At 35.9% G+C, this 15410-nt stretch carries 18 protein-coding genes; 17 read left to right on the forward strand and 1 reads right to left on the reverse strand.

Annotated features, from left to right (window positions below; genetic code table 11):
- The first annotated feature begins 66 nt into the window (after positions 1 to 66).
- From GTR01_RS10235 to GTR01_RS10255, 5 genes are all read left to right on the forward strand, one after another.
- Positions 67 to 1209 (forward strand): DEAD/DEAH box helicase, encoded by a 1143-nt coding sequence (locus GTR01_RS10235; protein ID WP_160137745.1) that lies wholly within the window; start codon positions 67 to 69, stop codon positions 1207 to 1209.
- A gap of 201 nt (positions 1210 to 1410) precedes the next feature.
- Positions 1411 to 1947, forward strand: a complete 537-nt coding sequence (locus GTR01_RS10240; RefSeq protein WP_160137746.1) for a YfiT family bacillithiol transferase — start codon at positions 1411 to 1413, stop codon at positions 1945 to 1947.
- Positions 1941 to 2402 carry a DUF1569 domain-containing protein gene (locus GTR01_RS10245; RefSeq protein ID WP_228452207.1) on the forward strand — a complete coding sequence of 154 codons (462 nt, stop codon included), beginning with the start codon at positions 1941 to 1943 and terminating at the stop codon, positions 2400 to 2402. The genes GTR01_RS10240 and GTR01_RS10245 overlap by 7 nt, the downstream gene beginning before the upstream one ends.
- On the forward strand, positions 2399 to 2776 hold the full coding sequence (ytxJ, locus tag GTR01_RS10250; RefSeq protein WP_160137747.1) for a bacillithiol system redox-active protein YtxJ: 378 nt from the start codon (positions 2399 to 2401) through the stop codon (positions 2774 to 2776). The genes GTR01_RS10245 and ytxJ overlap by 4 nt, the downstream gene beginning before the upstream one ends.
- Positions 2776 to 3372 carry a Crp/Fnr family transcriptional regulator gene (locus GTR01_RS10255; protein ID WP_066693650.1) on the forward strand — a complete coding sequence of 199 codons (597 nt, stop codon included), beginning with the start codon at positions 2776 to 2778 and terminating at the stop codon, positions 3370 to 3372. Before ytxJ ends, GTR01_RS10255 begins: the two co-directional genes overlap by 1 nt.
- Before the next feature lie 135 nt (positions 3373 to 3507).
- Here GTR01_RS10255 and GTR01_RS10260 read toward each other — a convergent pair whose 3' ends face one another.
- Positions 3508 to 4929, reverse strand: a complete 1422-nt coding sequence (locus tag GTR01_RS10260) for a PLP-dependent aminotransferase family protein (RefSeq protein WP_160137748.1) — start codon at positions 4927 to 4929, stop codon at positions 3508 to 3510.
- A gap of 95 nt (positions 4930 to 5024) precedes the next feature.
- Here GTR01_RS10260 and GTR01_RS10265 point away from each other — a divergent pair, with 95 nt between their 5' ends.
- The 12 genes from GTR01_RS10265 to GTR01_RS10320 all read left to right on the forward strand — a co-directional run bounded on the left by GTR01_RS10265 (position 5025) and on the right by GTR01_RS10320 (position 15400).
- A complete protein-coding gene (locus GTR01_RS10265) occupies positions 5025 to 5909 on the forward strand; it encodes a DMT family transporter (protein ID WP_160137749.1) in 885 nt (294 codons plus the stop codon).
- A gap of 88 nt (positions 5910 to 5997) precedes the next feature.
- Positions 5998 to 6225, forward strand: a complete 228-nt coding sequence (locus GTR01_RS10270; RefSeq protein ID WP_160137750.1) for a hypothetical protein — start codon at positions 5998 to 6000, stop codon at positions 6223 to 6225.
- Between the two features lie 287 nt (positions 6226 to 6512).
- Positions 6513 to 7109: a Crp/Fnr family transcriptional regulator gene (locus tag GTR01_RS10275; RefSeq protein ID WP_185155116.1), complete on the forward strand. Its 597-nt coding sequence runs from the start codon at positions 6513 to 6515 to the stop codon at positions 7107 to 7109.
- A gap of 55 nt (positions 7110 to 7164) precedes the next feature.
- The gene (locus GTR01_RS10280; RefSeq protein ID WP_228452208.1) at positions 7165 to 7785 is read left to right on the forward strand and encodes a Crp/Fnr family transcriptional regulator; all 621 of its coding nucleotides are present in this window, start codon (positions 7165 to 7167) and stop codon (positions 7783 to 7785) included.
- Between the two features lie 216 nt (positions 7786 to 8001).
- Positions 8002 to 8709 carry a KGG domain-containing protein gene (locus tag GTR01_RS10285; protein ID WP_160137751.1) on the forward strand — a complete coding sequence of 236 codons (708 nt, stop codon included), beginning with the start codon at positions 8002 to 8004 and terminating at the stop codon, positions 8707 to 8709.
- A 74-nt stretch (positions 8710 to 8783) separates the two neighbouring features.
- Positions 8784 to 9371, forward strand: a complete 588-nt coding sequence (locus tag GTR01_RS10290; protein ID WP_160137752.1) for a ferritin-like domain-containing protein — start codon at positions 8784 to 8786, stop codon at positions 9369 to 9371.
- Between the two features lie 75 nt (positions 9372 to 9446).
- Positions 9447 to 9749: a hypothetical protein gene (locus GTR01_RS10295; protein WP_160137753.1), complete on the forward strand. Its 303-nt coding sequence runs from the start codon at positions 9447 to 9449 to the stop codon at positions 9747 to 9749.
- 13 nt (positions 9750 to 9762) lie between these two features.
- A complete protein-coding gene (locus GTR01_RS10300) occupies positions 9763 to 10140 on the forward strand; it encodes a hypothetical protein (RefSeq protein WP_160137754.1) in 378 nt (125 codons plus the stop codon).
- A gap of 60 nt (positions 10141 to 10200) precedes the next feature.
- On the forward strand, positions 10201 to 12339 hold the full coding sequence (locus GTR01_RS10305) for a catalase (RefSeq protein ID WP_160137755.1): 2139 nt from the start codon (positions 10201 to 10203) through the stop codon (positions 12337 to 12339).
- 229 nt (positions 12340 to 12568) lie between these two features.
- Entirely contained in the window at positions 12569 to 13069 is a 501-nt protein-coding gene (locus GTR01_RS10310) for a CinA family protein (protein ID WP_160137756.1), read from the forward strand.
- A gap of 30 nt (positions 13070 to 13099) precedes the next feature.
- Positions 13100 to 13846, forward strand: coding sequence for an SDR family oxidoreductase (locus GTR01_RS10315; RefSeq protein WP_160137757.1), 747 nt, complete (start codon positions 13100 to 13102; stop codon positions 13844 to 13846).
- Between the two features lie 30 nt (positions 13847 to 13876).
- The gene (locus GTR01_RS10320) at positions 13877 to 15400 is read left to right on the forward strand and encodes an FAD-dependent oxidoreductase (protein WP_160137758.1); all 1524 of its coding nucleotides are present in this window, start codon (positions 13877 to 13879) and stop codon (positions 15398 to 15400) included.
- The last annotated feature ends 10 nt before the right edge of the window (positions 15401 to 15410 follow it).

Raw genomic sequence — 15410 nt, forward strand, 5'->3', positions numbered from 1 at the left:
TGTCATCTTTAAGAGGAGCATCATTACTTCCTTTTAGCGTATCTTTGCAGTAAATAAATAGTTTTTATGTCATTTGAATCGCTAGGATTATCACACAATATTATTCGTTCTGTTAAAAAGTTAGGATACTTAAAACCTTTTCCCATTCAGGAACAGGCTGTACCTGTTATTTTACAGGGAAAAGATCTTATGGGAATTGCACAGACAGGTTCCGGAAAAACGGCTTGTTTTGTAATGCCGATTTTAGAAAAATTACAAAATACAGAAGCTAAGAAAGGTCGTAATATTCAGGTTTTAATATTGGTTCCTACCCGTGAATTAGCTATTCAGATTGATGAGGTTTTTAGAGCCTTCACTGAAAATCTGAAGCGTGAAATCCGTACAATGGCAGTTTATGGAGGGGTTTCTATTAATCCTCAGATGAAAGGACTATTTGGAGTGGAAGTTCTTATAGCAACTCCCGGGCGTTTGTTAGATTTGATTGATCATAATGCATTGAGTATTTCAGAAATTCAACATTTGGTGATTGATGAAGCAGATAAGATGTTTCAGCTAGGTTTTGGTGAAGAAATGAATAAGCTTTTCGCTTTAATGCCTGTAGTGAAGCAAACTACTTTATTCTCAGCTACTTTAAATGACAAAGTCGCTGAAATGAAAGAACGTCTATCGATCAATCCAACGATTATTGAAATAAAAAAAGAGGAAGTTGAGATTGATAATATTGAGCAATTTGCTTATCATGTCTCTCCCGAAAATAAAGGACCTTTTTTACGATATCTGATTAAGGAAAAGAAAGTTGAAAAAGCATTGATATTTGTTTCATCTACGAGATCTGCAGATAACTTGGTAGAAAAACTTAAAAAGAATAAAATTAAAGCGGTCGCTATTCACAGTCAGAAATCCCAAGGTGCCCGAAGAAATAATTTAGAAGAGTTTAAATCCAATGGAGCTCAAATTCTAGTGGCTACAGACTTAATTGGGCGTGGAATCCATATCGACTATTTACCTTGTGTGATCAATTACGAATTGCCACGTTCTCCTTTAGATTACATTCACCGTATTGGTAGAACAGGCCGTGCCAACGAAAAAGGGATTGCTATTAACATTCTGACAGATGATGAACTGCAGCATTTCAGAGTGATTCAAAAGAAAATGGGTAAAAAAGTGACTTTAGAAAGAACTGAAGGAATTAATCTCCACGGTTACTAGCCTATAAATTTTACATAAAAACGCTTCAATTCAACGTGAAGCGTTTTTATTTTCCATATCGCAATCATAATTCTTACAATTAACATTTTTTTCATATTTATATTTCTTGATTTTTGATAAATTTACAGGATTGGAGAAAGGTTTGCCAAAATACAATGAACCATGCAAACCAACCATAATTAAAAGTTAAAAACCTGAACAATGAGCGATCTTGAGAATAAAAAATTTCCGATAGGACAGTTTGAAGTACCGGAGAATATCTGTGATACGACCTTAGATACCTATATTAAAGTGATTAAAGACTTTCCTGGCAGGCTAAAGAACCTCATTGAGCATCTTACTGATGAACAGCTTGATACCCCTTACAGAGATGGAGGATGGACGGTGAGACAGGTGGTTAATCATCTTGCAGACAGCCATGCCAACAGTTTTATCCGTTTTAAACTAGCGCTTACTGAAGATAATCCAACGATTAAACCTTATGATGAAGCCAAATGGGCTGAGCTTCAGGATAGCATTCATATGCCTGTAAAACCAGCGATGAGAATGATAAAAGGAACGCACCAACGCTGGACAACACTTCTGAAAAGTCTTACAAATAAGCAGTTTGAAAGGACTTTTCATCATCCTGAGCATAACAGAAATTATAATTTAAGAGATAGTCTTGCCTTGTATGTATGGCATTGTAATCACCATTTTGCCCATATTGAAAATCTGAAGAAAGAAAAAGGTTGGTAAAAAAGCACCTTAACAATTCAATATATTATAAGGAAATTACAGACAGAATTTCCAAATTATCTGCAGACAGCCAAGGGAAATGGGGGAAAATGGATGTTTGTCAGATGCTAACGCATTGTGATCTAGTTCTTCAGGTTGCCTTGCAAAAAATAGAACTTCCCTCCATTAATATTATTTTTAAGACCATTGGAATCGTTACAAAAGTAGAAATGTATGTTTTCAATAACGGAATTCCCAGAAACATGCCTACTTTTCAAAAACTAATCGTTAATTTTGAGTGTGATTTTGATGAATCAAAAGCCAATCTTCTGAAAACTTTGGGGAAATTCCGCGAAGCTTGTACAAATAAAAAGCTTCCGGACAGCCACAGATTATTCGGGAATATGGCTGAAAAAGATTGGACATTTTTAGAATACAAACATCTTGATCATCATTTAAAACAATTTAATGTATGAGTTTTTTTGAAAAAATATTCGGTGGAAGTAATCAATCCTCTGATCAAAAACCTTTCTGGAAAAAAATTGAATCTGAGGAAGACCTGGCAAAAGCCATTGAGGCTTCTTATCAGCAGAGAATAGCAATATTCAAACATTCAACGAGCTGTTTTATCAGCAAGACTGTAATAAGAAACTTTGAAAAGGAAGTGGAAGGCTCAGAAAAAGAGGTGGAAGTATATTACCTGGACCTGTTGGCTCACCGTCCTCTTTCAAATAAAATTGCGGAGGATTTTGGAATAAGACATGAAAGTCCGCAGCTGATTGTTTTAGAAAACGGAAAGCCCGTTAACAGCGCTTCGCACCAAGACATTTCTTTAAGCCAGATCGTATAATGAAGAATATTAATAATTATTTAGCCAAAGTTTTAAACGTTCCCCTTCAAAGTGTAAATACCTGCAGCCTGCATTATGAAGTAAAAAAGATTCCCAAAAACCAGTTTCTTCTTCAATATGGAGAGATATGCAGACATATATTTTTTGTAGAGAAAGGACTTTTAAAAATGTATTCCATTGATAAGAACGGAAAAGAGCATATTATACAGTTTGCTCCTGAAAGTTGGCTGATTTCCGACCGAAGCAGCCTTTATTTCAATGAAAAATCCAATTATTATATAGAAGCTGTAGAAGATTCTGAAGTACTATTTCTACATCCTGATTTTTTCAATAAGTTGGTGGAACAATTTCCTAATAGTATTGAGCGTAGTGATTTCCTTCTTCAGAAACACATCAGAAGCCTTCAAAACAGGATCAATTCTTTGCTTGGTGAGACTGCTGAGGAAAGATATATGAAGTTTATTAAAATGTATCCGGATTTGCTTCTGAGGGTTCCCCAATGGATGATTGCGTCTTATCTTGGCATTACTCCTGAAAGCTTAAGCCGTGTAAGAAAAGAATTAGCAAGAAAGAACTTTGTTCCAGATAATAAATAAAAGGCTGGAAGATGGAAGTTCTATTGAACACAAAGGAACTTTCTCTGCTATTGTTTAAAAATATTTATCAATAAAAATTGACATAAGTTATTCTTAAAAATCACAATAACTTCCATCTTCCATCTTCCAACTTCCTTACTTTATATAAATTCTTTTAGCCATTTGTCCTACCTGTCTGAGTTTTGCCTGCGTTTCTTCAGACCATGGAAGCCCGAAACAAAGCCTCATACAGTTTTCGAACTGATCCTGAAAAGTAAACATTCTTCCCGGAGCAATACTTATATTCTGTTTAATCGCAAGATCATAAAGTTCTGTTGTCCGGATTTTCTTATCAAACTCTACCCATAGTGATAATCCTCCCTGTGGCCGGCTGGTTTTAGTTCCTTCCGGAAAATATTCGGCGATAGTTTGTACATAATTCTGATAATTGCTTTGTAATGTTTTTCTAAGCTGCTGAAGATGTTTTTCGTACCTTCCTGATTTTAGAAAATTGGCAACAGCCTCATTCACAATCGAAATAGAAGACGTTGAGTGCAACAATTTAAGTTTTAATATTTTATCTTTATATTTTCCGGGCGCAATCCAACCTACACGATATCCAGGTGCGAGTGTTTTTGAAATAGAATTGCAATAAAGTACACTTCCATCCTTATCAAAAGATTTGCAGCACTTTGGGCGAACAGAGCCAAAATAAAGGTCTCCATACACATCATCTTCAATCAAAGGGATATTATTTTCCGAAAGGATTCGTACAATTTCTTTCTTATTCTCATCAGGCATACAGCTTCCCAAAGGAGAATTAAAATTAGGGATCAACAGGCATATATCGATCTTTGGAATTAATTTTTTGAGGGCATCAATTTCTATTCCGGTAGTAGGATGGGTAGGAAGTTCCAATACTTTTAATCCTAATCCGTTAGCAAGCTGAAGAATTCCCGGATAGCAAGGGCTTTCAATGGCAATGGTATCTCCCGGCTTTCCCAAAGCCATTAAACAGAATGACAGAGCGTTCATCCCGCCATTGGTTGTGATGATATCATTTTCATGAAGGTTTCCGCCCCATTGTAATGAACGAACTGCGATCATTCTTCTCAACTTGAGGTTTCCCTGCAGCTCTTCATATTCTGTTCCTCCTTCCTTAAGTTCTCTGATGGCGTTTACAATTTCTTTTTTCAGTTTAGCCTGTGGAAGAAGATCTCCGGATGGAATTCCAATCGAGAAGAACGTAATATCTTTCTTTCCCATATTTTCATATACCTTACTGATCAACTCATCGGGTTCATCATTATTGGCAATCAAAGAAGGGCGGCTCACTTCAGGCAACGGAAGTTTTACAGATAACAACTGACTTACAAAATATCCGGACTGTGGTTTCGATTCTACAAGGGATTGTGATTCTAACTCAAGAAAAACACGCTTTGCCGTGTTCATGCTCACCTGATGTTCACTACATAACATTCTTACGGAAGGCAGTTTATCTCCCGCCTTTAGAACTCCATTTTTAATCTGGGCAGCAATACCGTCTGCAATTTCTGTATATAAAAATTCCTTACTCATTTTCTTAAACTGTGCTCATGCAAATATACAAAACTGATACTGTGTTTGTCAAATTATCCTTTTTAAATTTGCTATAATAATTAAAGCTTATCAAAATGATGACAGAAACAATATCTAAAGATCAGGCTCTAAATGGCTGGATCAACGGTTTCATAGGAGTATTGCTTTTTAGCGGTTCTATGCCTGCTACTAAACTTGCCGTTATGGAAATGAATCCTATATTTGCAACGATTGCCCGTGCTGTGATTGCCGGAATTCTTGCACTTTCAGTTCTATTAATATATAAAGAAAAACGTCCTGCTAAGAATCAGATATTTCCATTAGCACTTGTTGCTATCGGCTGTGTCATAGGATTTCCTTTGCTTTCATCAATAGCATTACAATATATTACTTCTGCTCATTCCATCGTATTTTTGGGAATGCTTCCTTTAGCTACCGCTATTTTTGGTGTATTTCGCGGGGGAGAAAGGCCACATCCTGTATTTTGGATATTTTCAGTGATTGGAAGCCTTTTAGTAATTGGTTATGCTTTTTCTCAGGGAATTTCAGCATCTCCTATTGGCGACATTCTGATGCTTGTAGCGATTATATTATGTGGAATGGGATATGCGGAGGGTGCCAAACTTTCTAAAACATTAGGCGGCTGGCAGGTAATCTCATGGGCACTTGTTTTATCTTTGCCAGTTATGCTGCCATTATTTTTCGTTTATTTTCCATCCAATCTGGAAACGATAAGTTTTAAAGGCTGGTTTGGGCTAGGGTATATTTCCCTGTTCAGTATGTTTATAGGATTTATTTTCTGGTATAAAGGATTGGCACAGGGCGGAATTACCACAGTAGGACAACTTCAGCTGTTACAGCCATTCTTCGGACTTGCTCTGGCAGCATACCTTCTTCATGAGCAGGTAAGTATAGGCATGTTGGGGATTACTGTTGGCGTTATTCTGTGTGTTGTAGGAACTAAGAAATTTGCAAAATAATTAAAAATAAAGCATTATGACTTGAGTCATAAACAATTGGTTTCATAATAGTCTACTTTTGAATGACCACTCCACAAAATATAATATTATGAAACTTACCTTATTCATACTTACAGGGCTCATGGTAATGAGTTGTAAAAAAGAACCCCGTACAGAAAGACCTCTTACTGCGGACAGTATCATTACTGATACTATAAAAGCGGATACAGCGGGTTCTGTCAGGACACCAGACTCCATTCGTGTTGCAGACAGTATTGCTCAACAAAAACGAATGGATACTGCCAAAGCTATAAAAAAGAAGGCTATCCAAAAATAATAATTACCACCATAGACTTAAAAACCCGTTTTCAATTTTATGAAAACGGGTTTTTAAGTCTATGTATATTAATTTTTATTTTTTTAAAGAATTAACAATACATTCGTTTAAGTATAAAATATTAAATAATAAGAGTTTGATTTTATAAAACAAATAATATTTTTAACCTTTTTTAACGTTTTATTCAATTTGTAAGGCTCAATATTTGCATGTATTTATTGTCAATTCCACTGATATTTTTACTAAGATTAGAAAGAAGAAGAAAACAACACCAAAAAACAACTATTATGGTTATTGACGAAAACATTCTATTTTCAGCGGGAGCGGAAATAAGAAATTATAAGCCTACAGAAAATATTTTTTCTGAGGGTGATACACCTCATTATTATTACCAGATTATTACAGGAGAGGTAAAGCTGAATAATTATAATGAAGAGGGAAAAGAGTTTATACAGAACTTTTTATCAGAAGGGCAGAGCTGTGGAGAATCTATTCTTTTTATAGACAAACCATACCCCATGAATGCAGAAGCTATTACAGATTGTAGTATTCTGCGACTTCATAAGTCAGCTTTTTTCAAATTATTACATCAGTCTCCCAAGTTATGCATGGAAGTAAGCAGTTTTTTATCTCAACGTCTTTATTATAAATTCGTTATGATGCTGAATATATCGTCTCAAAATCCATCAATCAGATTAAAAGGATTGATGGACTATCTTAAAAGTTTTCAGGATGATGAAAGTCCATATTCTTTTATGATTCCGTTGACGAGGCAGCAGATGGCAAGCCTTACAGGGCTTTGTGTAGAAACTGCCATACGTACCATTAAACATATGGAAAGAGATAAAATCTTAAAAATTGAAAATCGTAAAATTTTGTATTAAAAAAACATTTACGATACTAAGTTTTACGATTTTTTTCTATTAAAATCAGATTGATATGAAAACAATAAGCTGTATGAATATTGACGAGGAACTTCTGCATTCATTTGGAGCAGAAGCCAGAACCTATAAAAAACGCGAAATAGTTTTTAAAGAAGGTGATCATGCACAATATTATTTTCAAATATCTAAAGGAAAAGTAAAACTTAACAATTATGATGAAAGTGGAAAAGAATTTATTCATAATATTTTAGGTAAAAATCAAAGTTTTGGAGACCCTCTTCTTTTTTTAGATCATACCTATCCTTATCCCATGAATGCAGTATGTCTGGAAGTTTCTGAAATTATAAGACTACCCAAAGGTAATTTTATAGAAATGATTAAGAAGCATCCCAATCTTTCTCTGGAAATGAATGCCTGCTTTTCTCAACAGGTATATTATAAACTAATCATGATGCAAAGCTTATCTGCTCAAAACCCCATACTGCGACTGAAAGGACTTCTGAATTATCTGAAAAGCTATCATGATGGTGATTGCAATCACTGCTTTACTGTAGAATTCACAAGGCAACAACTTGCCAATCTCACCGGATTACGTGTAGAAACGGTGATTCGAACTTTAAAAAAAATGGAGAAAGAAGGAGATATCACCTTTAAAGACAGAAAAATTTTATATTAATATTCCCGAACATGATCCAGGTCATAAAAAAGTGAATTATTTGAGCGTACATTTGATATACCAAATTACAATACAATCTATTAAGCCCTTCATGTAGCCATAAAAATCATTAGGCTATTTATATTCAAATTACAATCACCGACTCCAATTCGTTGCCGTCTTATACTAGTCACGGGTGGTAGCGCATCACTAAATATTAATATAAAAAATTCAGTTATGAACACTAAAAATTCAAGAAATCGTAGCTCAAGAGGACATTCACACTCACCGGAAAATCTGGAAGAGGTCTATCAATTAGGATATGATCATGGTTTTAACGATGCATCGAGAGATGAAGATTATGACGATGATTTTTCAGAGTATGAAAATTACTTTGATGAAGACAATGACGATTATGATGATGATTATGATAATGATTACGATGACGACGAGGATGAGGATGAAGACAACAATAACTATGATCAGAGAGGCCATAACGGAAGAAATTCCAGAGGTAGACAAGGAAATAGTAACCAACAAAGAGACAACATGGGAAGATTTACTACGGAAAGAGGAAGCTCTTCCCGTAGTAACAGTTCCCGAGGACGATCAGGCTCTAGATCAGATAATAAAGATGGATCCTCAAGAAGAGGTTTTGCTTCTATGAGTAAGGCAGACAGAACAAGAATAGCCAGAATGGGCGGACAGGCATCTCATGGTGCTGGAAGATCTTCTGGAAGTTCAAGAGAATCTTACAGTTCGGGCAGCAATAATTCTTCAAGCCGTAGCTCGAATTCAAACTCAGGTTCAGGGACATCAAGAAGAGGTTTTGCTGCAATGAGCAAAGCTGACCGTACCAGAATAGCCAGAATGGGCGGACAGGCATCTCACGGAGGCGGACGATCTTCTGGAAGATCCGGATTCGGAGGCAGACGTAATTCATAATTCTTTTTCCAGATTGCCTCTTTATCTGATGATAAGGAGGCAATCTTTTCAACTTTAAAACACCACTTCACACCATGCCAAATAAAATTTTAGAAACAGATACTTCGGTTTCTGCCACCAAAAAAGGAATGACAGACAAGACAACCATCAATAAAGATGAAATGAAAAACGCACCACTTCATAAATTTTTCGTAAGCGCTCTTAAAGATATTTATTACGCTGAAAATGCGATTCTTGAAGCGTTGGAAAAAATGCAGGAAGCAGCTACCAGTGAGGACTTAAAAGATGCTTTTGAAGATCATCATCTACAGACCCAGAAACATGTAAAACGTTTGGAGAAAGTATTTAAACTTATAGATGAAACCCCTGAAAAGAAAGAATGTAAAGCGATAAAAGGAATCATTGAAGAAGGTGAAGAAATCATTAAATCTACAGAAGACGGATCCTCAACAAGAGATGCTGCCCTTATCATTGCAGCCCAAAAAGTAGAGCACTACGAAATTGCTACCTATGGAGGTTTGGCTCAGCTTGCCATCACCATGGGACATGATAAAGCAGCAGATCTTTTGGAAAGAACCTTGCAGGAAGAAGAAGATACTGATGCGGATCTTACTGAAATAGCAGAAACAGCCATCAATTTTGATGCTGAACAGGAAGACTAAACCCACCTACATAGTAAGCCATATAGCTTATTTTATCCTATATGGCTTATTTTAAATCATGAACTCAAAATGTATATGGACTGTCAGAAAATAATAAAGACTCTGAAGTATAAGAACTTCATAAAAGTCAGCAACAATGGCCAATGCTTTGAAGATGGAGCGGCTGTTTATGCCAAAGAAATAAAGGACAATATTTTTCTCTTATTCGTCATTCTGAAAGATATTGATATTGAAAACATTCAGGCATTAATTGCTCATTTTGACTGTTTCAACAGCATAGGATTAAAAGAACCGGAACAGATTATGTTCTATTTGTCCATCAAAGATAAAGATGACCTCCATTATTTTGAGCAGTATTTAAAAGCTTCCAACAACTAATAACTTTTTATATATGGTATTTGAAAACGACACTTTACAACAGTCTGGGTTAAATGATAAAAATAATGCCATTGAAAATGAATCCTTATTTCCTGGTATCATCAATTCGTATGGAGTAACTGCCTTTCTGATCAAATCATTGGAAAAGATCAAAAGTAATGCACAATGTGAAACCTTTAAAAAGGTTATAGACAGTTATATTGAAGAATATATCCTTCATATCCGTGAATTTCATACCAAAACCGTAATAGATTATTCTGAAATGAATACGGAAATAAGAATTGATACCCCTTCTTTCATATTGTATGCGAAAACCGCTTATTATAAAGTATTAAAAGAAGAGGAATGTATTAGCAAACTGCTCAATATACTAGAAAACGATAAAGATTAGAACCTATTTCCTTATCCGACTGCTTTAAAATATACACCAACACCACAAAATGAATACAATATGAAATCTGAAGATTATAATGAAAAAGTAGACCAACTGAAGCAACACAGCACTTCTAATGAAAATGAGAAGCTTACTACAAATCAGGGATTGAAGATTAATAATAATCAAGATTCATTAAAGGCTGGAGAAAGAGGACCTTCATTGCTTGAAGACTTTATTCTGAGGGAAAAAATTACTCATTTCGATCATGAAAGAATCCCTGAAAGAGTGGTTCATGCCCGTGGATCCGGTGCTCATGGCGTTTTTAAACTTACCAAAAGTCTTGCAGCATATACAAAGGCAAAATTCTTAACCGAATTGGGAAAAGAAACTCCTGTTTTTGTAAGGTTTTCTACCGTAGCTGGAAGTAAGGGAAGTACTGATCTGGCCAGAGATGTGCGAGGTTTTGCGATTAAATTTTATACTGAAGAAGGGAACTATGATCTGGTAGCGAATAATATGCCTGTATTTTTTATTCAGGATGCTATTAAATTTCCGGATCTCATCCACGCAGTAAAGCCGGAACCAGATAACGAAATTCCGCAGGCCGCTTCAGCCCACGATACTTTTTGGGATTTTATTTCCTTAATGCCGGAAAGTATGCATATGATTATGTGGCTCATGAGTGACAGAGCTATTCCCAGAAGCCTCAGGATGATGGAAGGATTTGGAGTGCATTCTTTTAAATTCATTAATGAACAAGGGAAAGCTCATTTTGTAAAGTTTCATTTTAAACCCAAACTTGGGGTACATTCTGTAGCCTGGAATGAAGCTCAGGTTATCTCGGGAGTGGATTCTGATTTTCATAAAAGAGATCTTTGGGAAGCCATTGAAAACGGCGATTACCCTGAATGGGATTTTGGAGTACAGTTGATTCCTGAAGAAGATGAAGACCGCTTTGATTTTGATCTTCTTGATCCTACTAAGCTTGTTCCTGAAGAAGAAGTCCCTGTGGAAATCGTAGGCATATTAACATTAAACAAAAATCCTGATAATTTCTTTGCAGAAACGGAACAGGTTGCCTTTCATCCGGGGCACATTATTCCTGGAATCGACTTTACTAATGATCCATTACTGCAAGGAAGACTGTTTTCATATACCGATACCCAATTATCAAGATTAGGATCTCCCAACTTCCATGAGATCCCGATTAACCGTTCGATCAATCCCGTTCATAATAATCAACGGGATGGGCATATGAGACAACAGATCGTAAAAGGAAAAAGCAGTTATGACCCCAATACTATAGGTGGTGGATGTCCTTTCCAGGCTATGATGTCTGAAGAAGGATTTGCATCTCAACAGGAAAGAGTTTCGGGAACCAAAATCCGTGAAAGAAGTAAAAGTTTTGTAGACCATTATTCGCAGGCTAAACTCTTCTATAATAGCCAGTCTATACCGGAAAAAGAACATCTTCAAAATGCTTTGATTTTTGAATTGTCAAAAGTAACACTTCCTTCTGTAAGAGAAAGGTTGGTAGGACAGCTGGCTTATATTGATACTTTCTTGGCGTGGCGTGTAGCAGAAAAGCTGGGTGTAGAAGTTAAAAAACTCGATTGGCCGAATCAAAGTTTACCTGCTGACAATAATATCGTAGAATTACAAAGTGAGGAAAAAGAGCCTGAAACAAAAGTTTCTGAGGCGCTTAGTATGAAAAACACTATAAAAAATACGATTAAAAGCAGAAAAATAGGATTTATGATGGCCAGTGGAACAAAAGCCAAAGATGTTAATGATCTTAAAGCAAAACTGGAAATAGAAGGAGCACATGTTGAGATCATCGCTCCAAGTCTGGCTAAAGTAAGAACTGATGAAGGGTCAGAGCTCACACCAAAACATTCTTTGACCAGTACAAGCAGTGTCTGTTTTGATGCTCTTGTCTTATGTTCCGGAGAAAACTCGGTAAGAGAACTTATGATCCCTGAAAACAGACATTTGGTATTACATTTTATCAATGAAGCATATAAGCATTGTAAAGCTATCTATTTTGGAGCAGATACAGAACCTCTATACGAAAACAGTAATGTAGCTTCAAAAAAGCATGAGGATCCTGGCATCATTATATGGGAAACTTATGAAGCTACATCTCAATTCATTAAAGCCATAGCCCAACATAGAGTTTGGGATCTCGAAATGGAGAGAAACGCTCAATCATAACTAACAATAAAATGCCTTCACACCAATCACACGAATATACTATTATGAAAGCAACCGTTTTTCCGAACTGTTAAAGATCCCGGAATTTCTGAGCTTAAAACTATATATACGCATTTATCTGTAAAAAGAGATCTTCAATAATGATAAGTGTGCAAGGATAGCCAATGATCTCATCAGCTATCAATGTGTTATTACCCATATTAATCAAAATTTCTTAAATAATAATGTTATGGAATTTCAAAAAAATCTCCTTGAATATATAAGCCATTGTTTGATTACCACAGATGAAACCATCTCTATCGCTGAAAGTGTAACTTCAGGATGTTTACAACTGGCTTTTTCGCAAATGCCAAATGCTTCTTTACTATATAAAGGCGGAATAACGGCTTATACTTTACCAGAGAAAGTAAGATTATTAAATGTAAATAAAAAAGAAGCAGAGGAATGTGACTGTGTTTCGGAGAATATTGCAGAAGCCATGGCATTACAAGTTGCAGATCTCTTTGAATCCGATTGGTCTATTTCTACTACAGGGTATTGTACTCCCATCCGTAATTCTTCCTATAAGATTTTTGCCTATTTCTCATTTTCATATAAAGGCGAAATTATCCTTACTAAAAAACTGGAACTACATCCCAAAACACAAGCTCTGAATGCCCAACTATATTATACAGAGTTCATTTTGGGATGCTTTAAAAGTGAACTCAACAGGCTTTTAATTTTGAAATAAGAAAAAAATCAATAACAAAAAATAAAAGCCATGGGAAAGCTGGAAAACAAATCTGTTCTTATTACAGGAGCTGACAGCGGGATTGGTAGGGCAATAGCGCTTCTTTTTGCTTTGGAAGGAGCAGATATCGGAATCATTTACCATTCGAGTAATCATGATGCTGAAAAGACAAAAGCTGAAATTGAAAATCTGAGTAAAAAATGCATCATTTTTCAGGGAGACATTAATGATTATGAATTCTGTGAAGAGACTGCCCAAAAGGTAATTGAAGCTTTTGGAAAAATTGATATTCTCATCAATAATGCAGGTGTACAATTTCCTGCCGATCGTATTGAAGAGCTTGAAGAAAAAAATATCAGACATACCTTTAATGCTAATATTGTTGGAATGATACTGCTAACGAAAGTAGTATTTCCGTATCTGGAAGAAGGAAGCTCTATCATCAATACAACCTCTGTTTCAGCATATGAAGGCCACCCCGAATTATTGGATTATTCTGCAACAAAGGGTGCTATTGTATCATTTACCCGTTCGTTGGCATTGCAGGCTAAACCTAAAGGAATCCGCATCAATGCTGTAGCACCTGGGCCTGTTGCGACACCTCTTACCCAAGAAACTTTTGATGAGAAGAAAGAAAATACAGATAAACCACCATTAGAAAGGAATGCAACTCCTGAAGAAGTTGCTTATAGTTTTCTATTCCTTGCCAGCAATGATGCTACACAGATCACAGGACAGGTTATTCATCCCAATGGAGGAATCATTGTCAACGGATAAGAAATAAATTAACCCGAAAAATAATTGGTTATGTACAGAGATGGAGCGCGAAAAAGTATATGGCAAGATGAGATAAAAAGATTTTCAACAGAAAATGATCTTCATCAATGGTTTGATACCGCTATAATTGGCGGTGGAATTACCGGAATTTCTACCGCTTTGAAATTACAAGAATCCGGACAGAAATGTATTATTATTGAAGCTGCAAATATCGGATTTGGAACAACAGGAGGGACAACAGCTCACTTAAATGACTTCTTTGATACTACTTATGCCCAAGCCATCCGGGATTTTGGACTAGAAAATGCTAAATTGTACGCAGAATCTGGTAAAGATGCTATTCATATTATTGATAGCAACATTAAAAAGTATAATATTAGCTGTGATTTTATTAGAAGGTCAGCTTATCTCTTTGCTTTAGATGAAGATCAGGAAAAGCGACTGAAAGATATTGTAACAGGAGCAGCTCAGGTAGGACACGAAATGCTTTATGTAAATGAAATATCATTTCCAATCCCTTTTAGAGAAGCTGTACTTATTCCTGCACAAGGATATTTCCATCCTATAAAATACATTAAAGCACTTTGTGAGGCCTTTATTCAATTAGGTGGTTCTATCGAAGAAAACTGCATCTGTGAAGACCATAAAGAACATGATGATGATATTATCCTTACCACATCGAAAGGAGAAATAAAGGCAAGGAATGTAATATATGCCACCCATATTCCTCCTGGAATTAATCTTCTTCATTTTACCAATGCTCCCTATCGAAGTTATGCGATGGCATTTAGTTTAAAAGATGATGATTATCCTAGAGAATTGGGATATGATCTTTGTGATCCCTATCATTATTACCGGATTCAGGAATTTGAAGGCGAAAACCTATTGATCGCGGGTGGTGAAGATCATAAAACAGGGCATTCTGATGATACAGGAGCATGTTTTTCAAGGCTTGAAAACTATGTTCGGAAACATTTCAATGTAGAAACAGCTTATTACAGCTGGTCCAGTCAATATTATGAGCCTATAGATGGTTTTCCTTACATAGGAAAACTACCTGGAAGTCAAAATAGAATATATGTTGCTACTGGATTCAGAGGAAATGGGATGATCTTTGGGACTCTTTCTTCGCAGATTTTTCATGATCTCATTATGACAGGAAAAAACAAGTATGAACATCTTTTTAGCCCGGCGAGAATAAAACCTATAGCCGGATTCGCTGATTTTGTAAAGGAAAATGCGACAGTCGCTTTTGATTATGTAAAAGATAAAATCTTTGTTGAAAGAATTGATTCTCTCTCAGAAATCAAACCCGGTGAAGCAAAAGTTTTCCGCTATGAATCTGAAACCTATGCTTTGTATAAAGAAATTAACGGCACCTTCCATCTTCTGAGAAGTACATGTCCACACGCTTCCTGTGAGGTAAGATGGAATAGTGCGGAATTGAGTTGGGATTGTCCGTGTCATGGATCAAGATTCAATGTCAATGGTAAACGGCTTACAGGGCCCTCTACGCAAGACTTGCCTAAAATTTTTCCTTTTCAAAAGCGATAAAATTATTATA

The sequence above is a fragment of the Chryseobacterium sp. c4a genome, from assembly GCF_009900745.1.
Taxonomy (GTDB): Bacteria; Bacteroidota; Bacteroidia; order Flavobacteriales; family Weeksellaceae; genus Chryseobacterium.

What these genes read in the sequence shown, in the direction of transcription:
- GTR01_RS10255 (WP_066693650.1), top strand. Translation starts at nt 2,776, where the DNA reads ATGAAGAATATTAATAATTATTTAGCCAAAGTTTTAAACGTTCCCCTT.
- GTR01_RS10320 (WP_160137758.1), top strand. Translation starts at nt 13,877, where the DNA reads ATGTACAGAGATGGAGCGCGAAAAAGTATATGGCAAGATGAGATAAAA.
- GTR01_RS10305 (WP_160137755.1), top strand. Translation starts at nt 10,201, where the DNA reads ATGAAATCTGAAGATTATAATGAAAAAGTAGACCAACTGAAGCAACAC.
- GTR01_RS10315 (WP_160137757.1), top strand. Translation starts at nt 13,100, where the DNA reads ATGGGAAAGCTGGAAAACAAATCTGTTCTTATTACAGGAGCTGACAGC.
- GTR01_RS10280 (WP_228452208.1), top strand. Translation starts at nt 7,165, where the DNA reads ATGAAAACAATAAGCTGTATGAATATTGACGAGGAACTTCTGCATTCA.
- GTR01_RS10285 (WP_160137751.1), top strand. Translation starts at nt 8,002, where the DNA reads ATGAACACTAAAAATTCAAGAAATCGTAGCTCAAGAGGACATTCACAC.
- GTR01_RS10295 (WP_160137753.1), top strand. Translation starts at nt 9,447, where the DNA reads ATGGACTGTCAGAAAATAATAAAGACTCTGAAGTATAAGAACTTCATA.
- GTR01_RS10260 (WP_160137748.1), bottom strand. Translation starts at nt 4,929, where the DNA reads ATGAGTAAGGAATTTTTATATACAGAAATTGCAGACGGTATTGCTGCC.
- GTR01_RS10310 (WP_160137756.1), top strand. Translation starts at nt 12,569, where the DNA reads ATGGAATTTCAAAAAAATCTCCTTGAATATATAAGCCATTGTTTGATT.
- GTR01_RS10270 (WP_160137750.1), top strand. Translation starts at nt 5,998, where the DNA reads ATGAAACTTACCTTATTCATACTTACAGGGCTCATGGTAATGAGTTGT.
- GTR01_RS10290 (WP_160137752.1), top strand. Translation starts at nt 8,784, where the DNA reads ATGCCAAATAAAATTTTAGAAACAGATACTTCGGTTTCTGCCACCAAA.
- GTR01_RS10240 (WP_160137746.1), top strand. Translation starts at nt 1,411, where the DNA reads ATGAGCGATCTTGAGAATAAAAAATTTCCGATAGGACAGTTTGAAGTA.
- ytxJ (WP_160137747.1), top strand. Translation starts at nt 2,399, where the DNA reads ATGAGTTTTTTTGAAAAAATATTCGGTGGAAGTAATCAATCCTCTGAT.
- GTR01_RS10265 (WP_160137749.1), top strand. Translation starts at nt 5,025, where the DNA reads ATGATGACAGAAACAATATCTAAAGATCAGGCTCTAAATGGCTGGATC.
- GTR01_RS10275 (WP_185155116.1), top strand. Translation starts at nt 6,513, where the DNA reads ATGGTTATTGACGAAAACATTCTATTTTCAGCGGGAGCGGAAATAAGA.
- GTR01_RS10300 (WP_160137754.1), top strand. Translation starts at nt 9,763, where the DNA reads ATGGTATTTGAAAACGACACTTTACAACAGTCTGGGTTAAATGATAAA.
- GTR01_RS10235 (WP_160137745.1), top strand. Translation starts at nt 67, where the DNA reads ATGTCATTTGAATCGCTAGGATTATCACACAATATTATTCGTTCTGTT.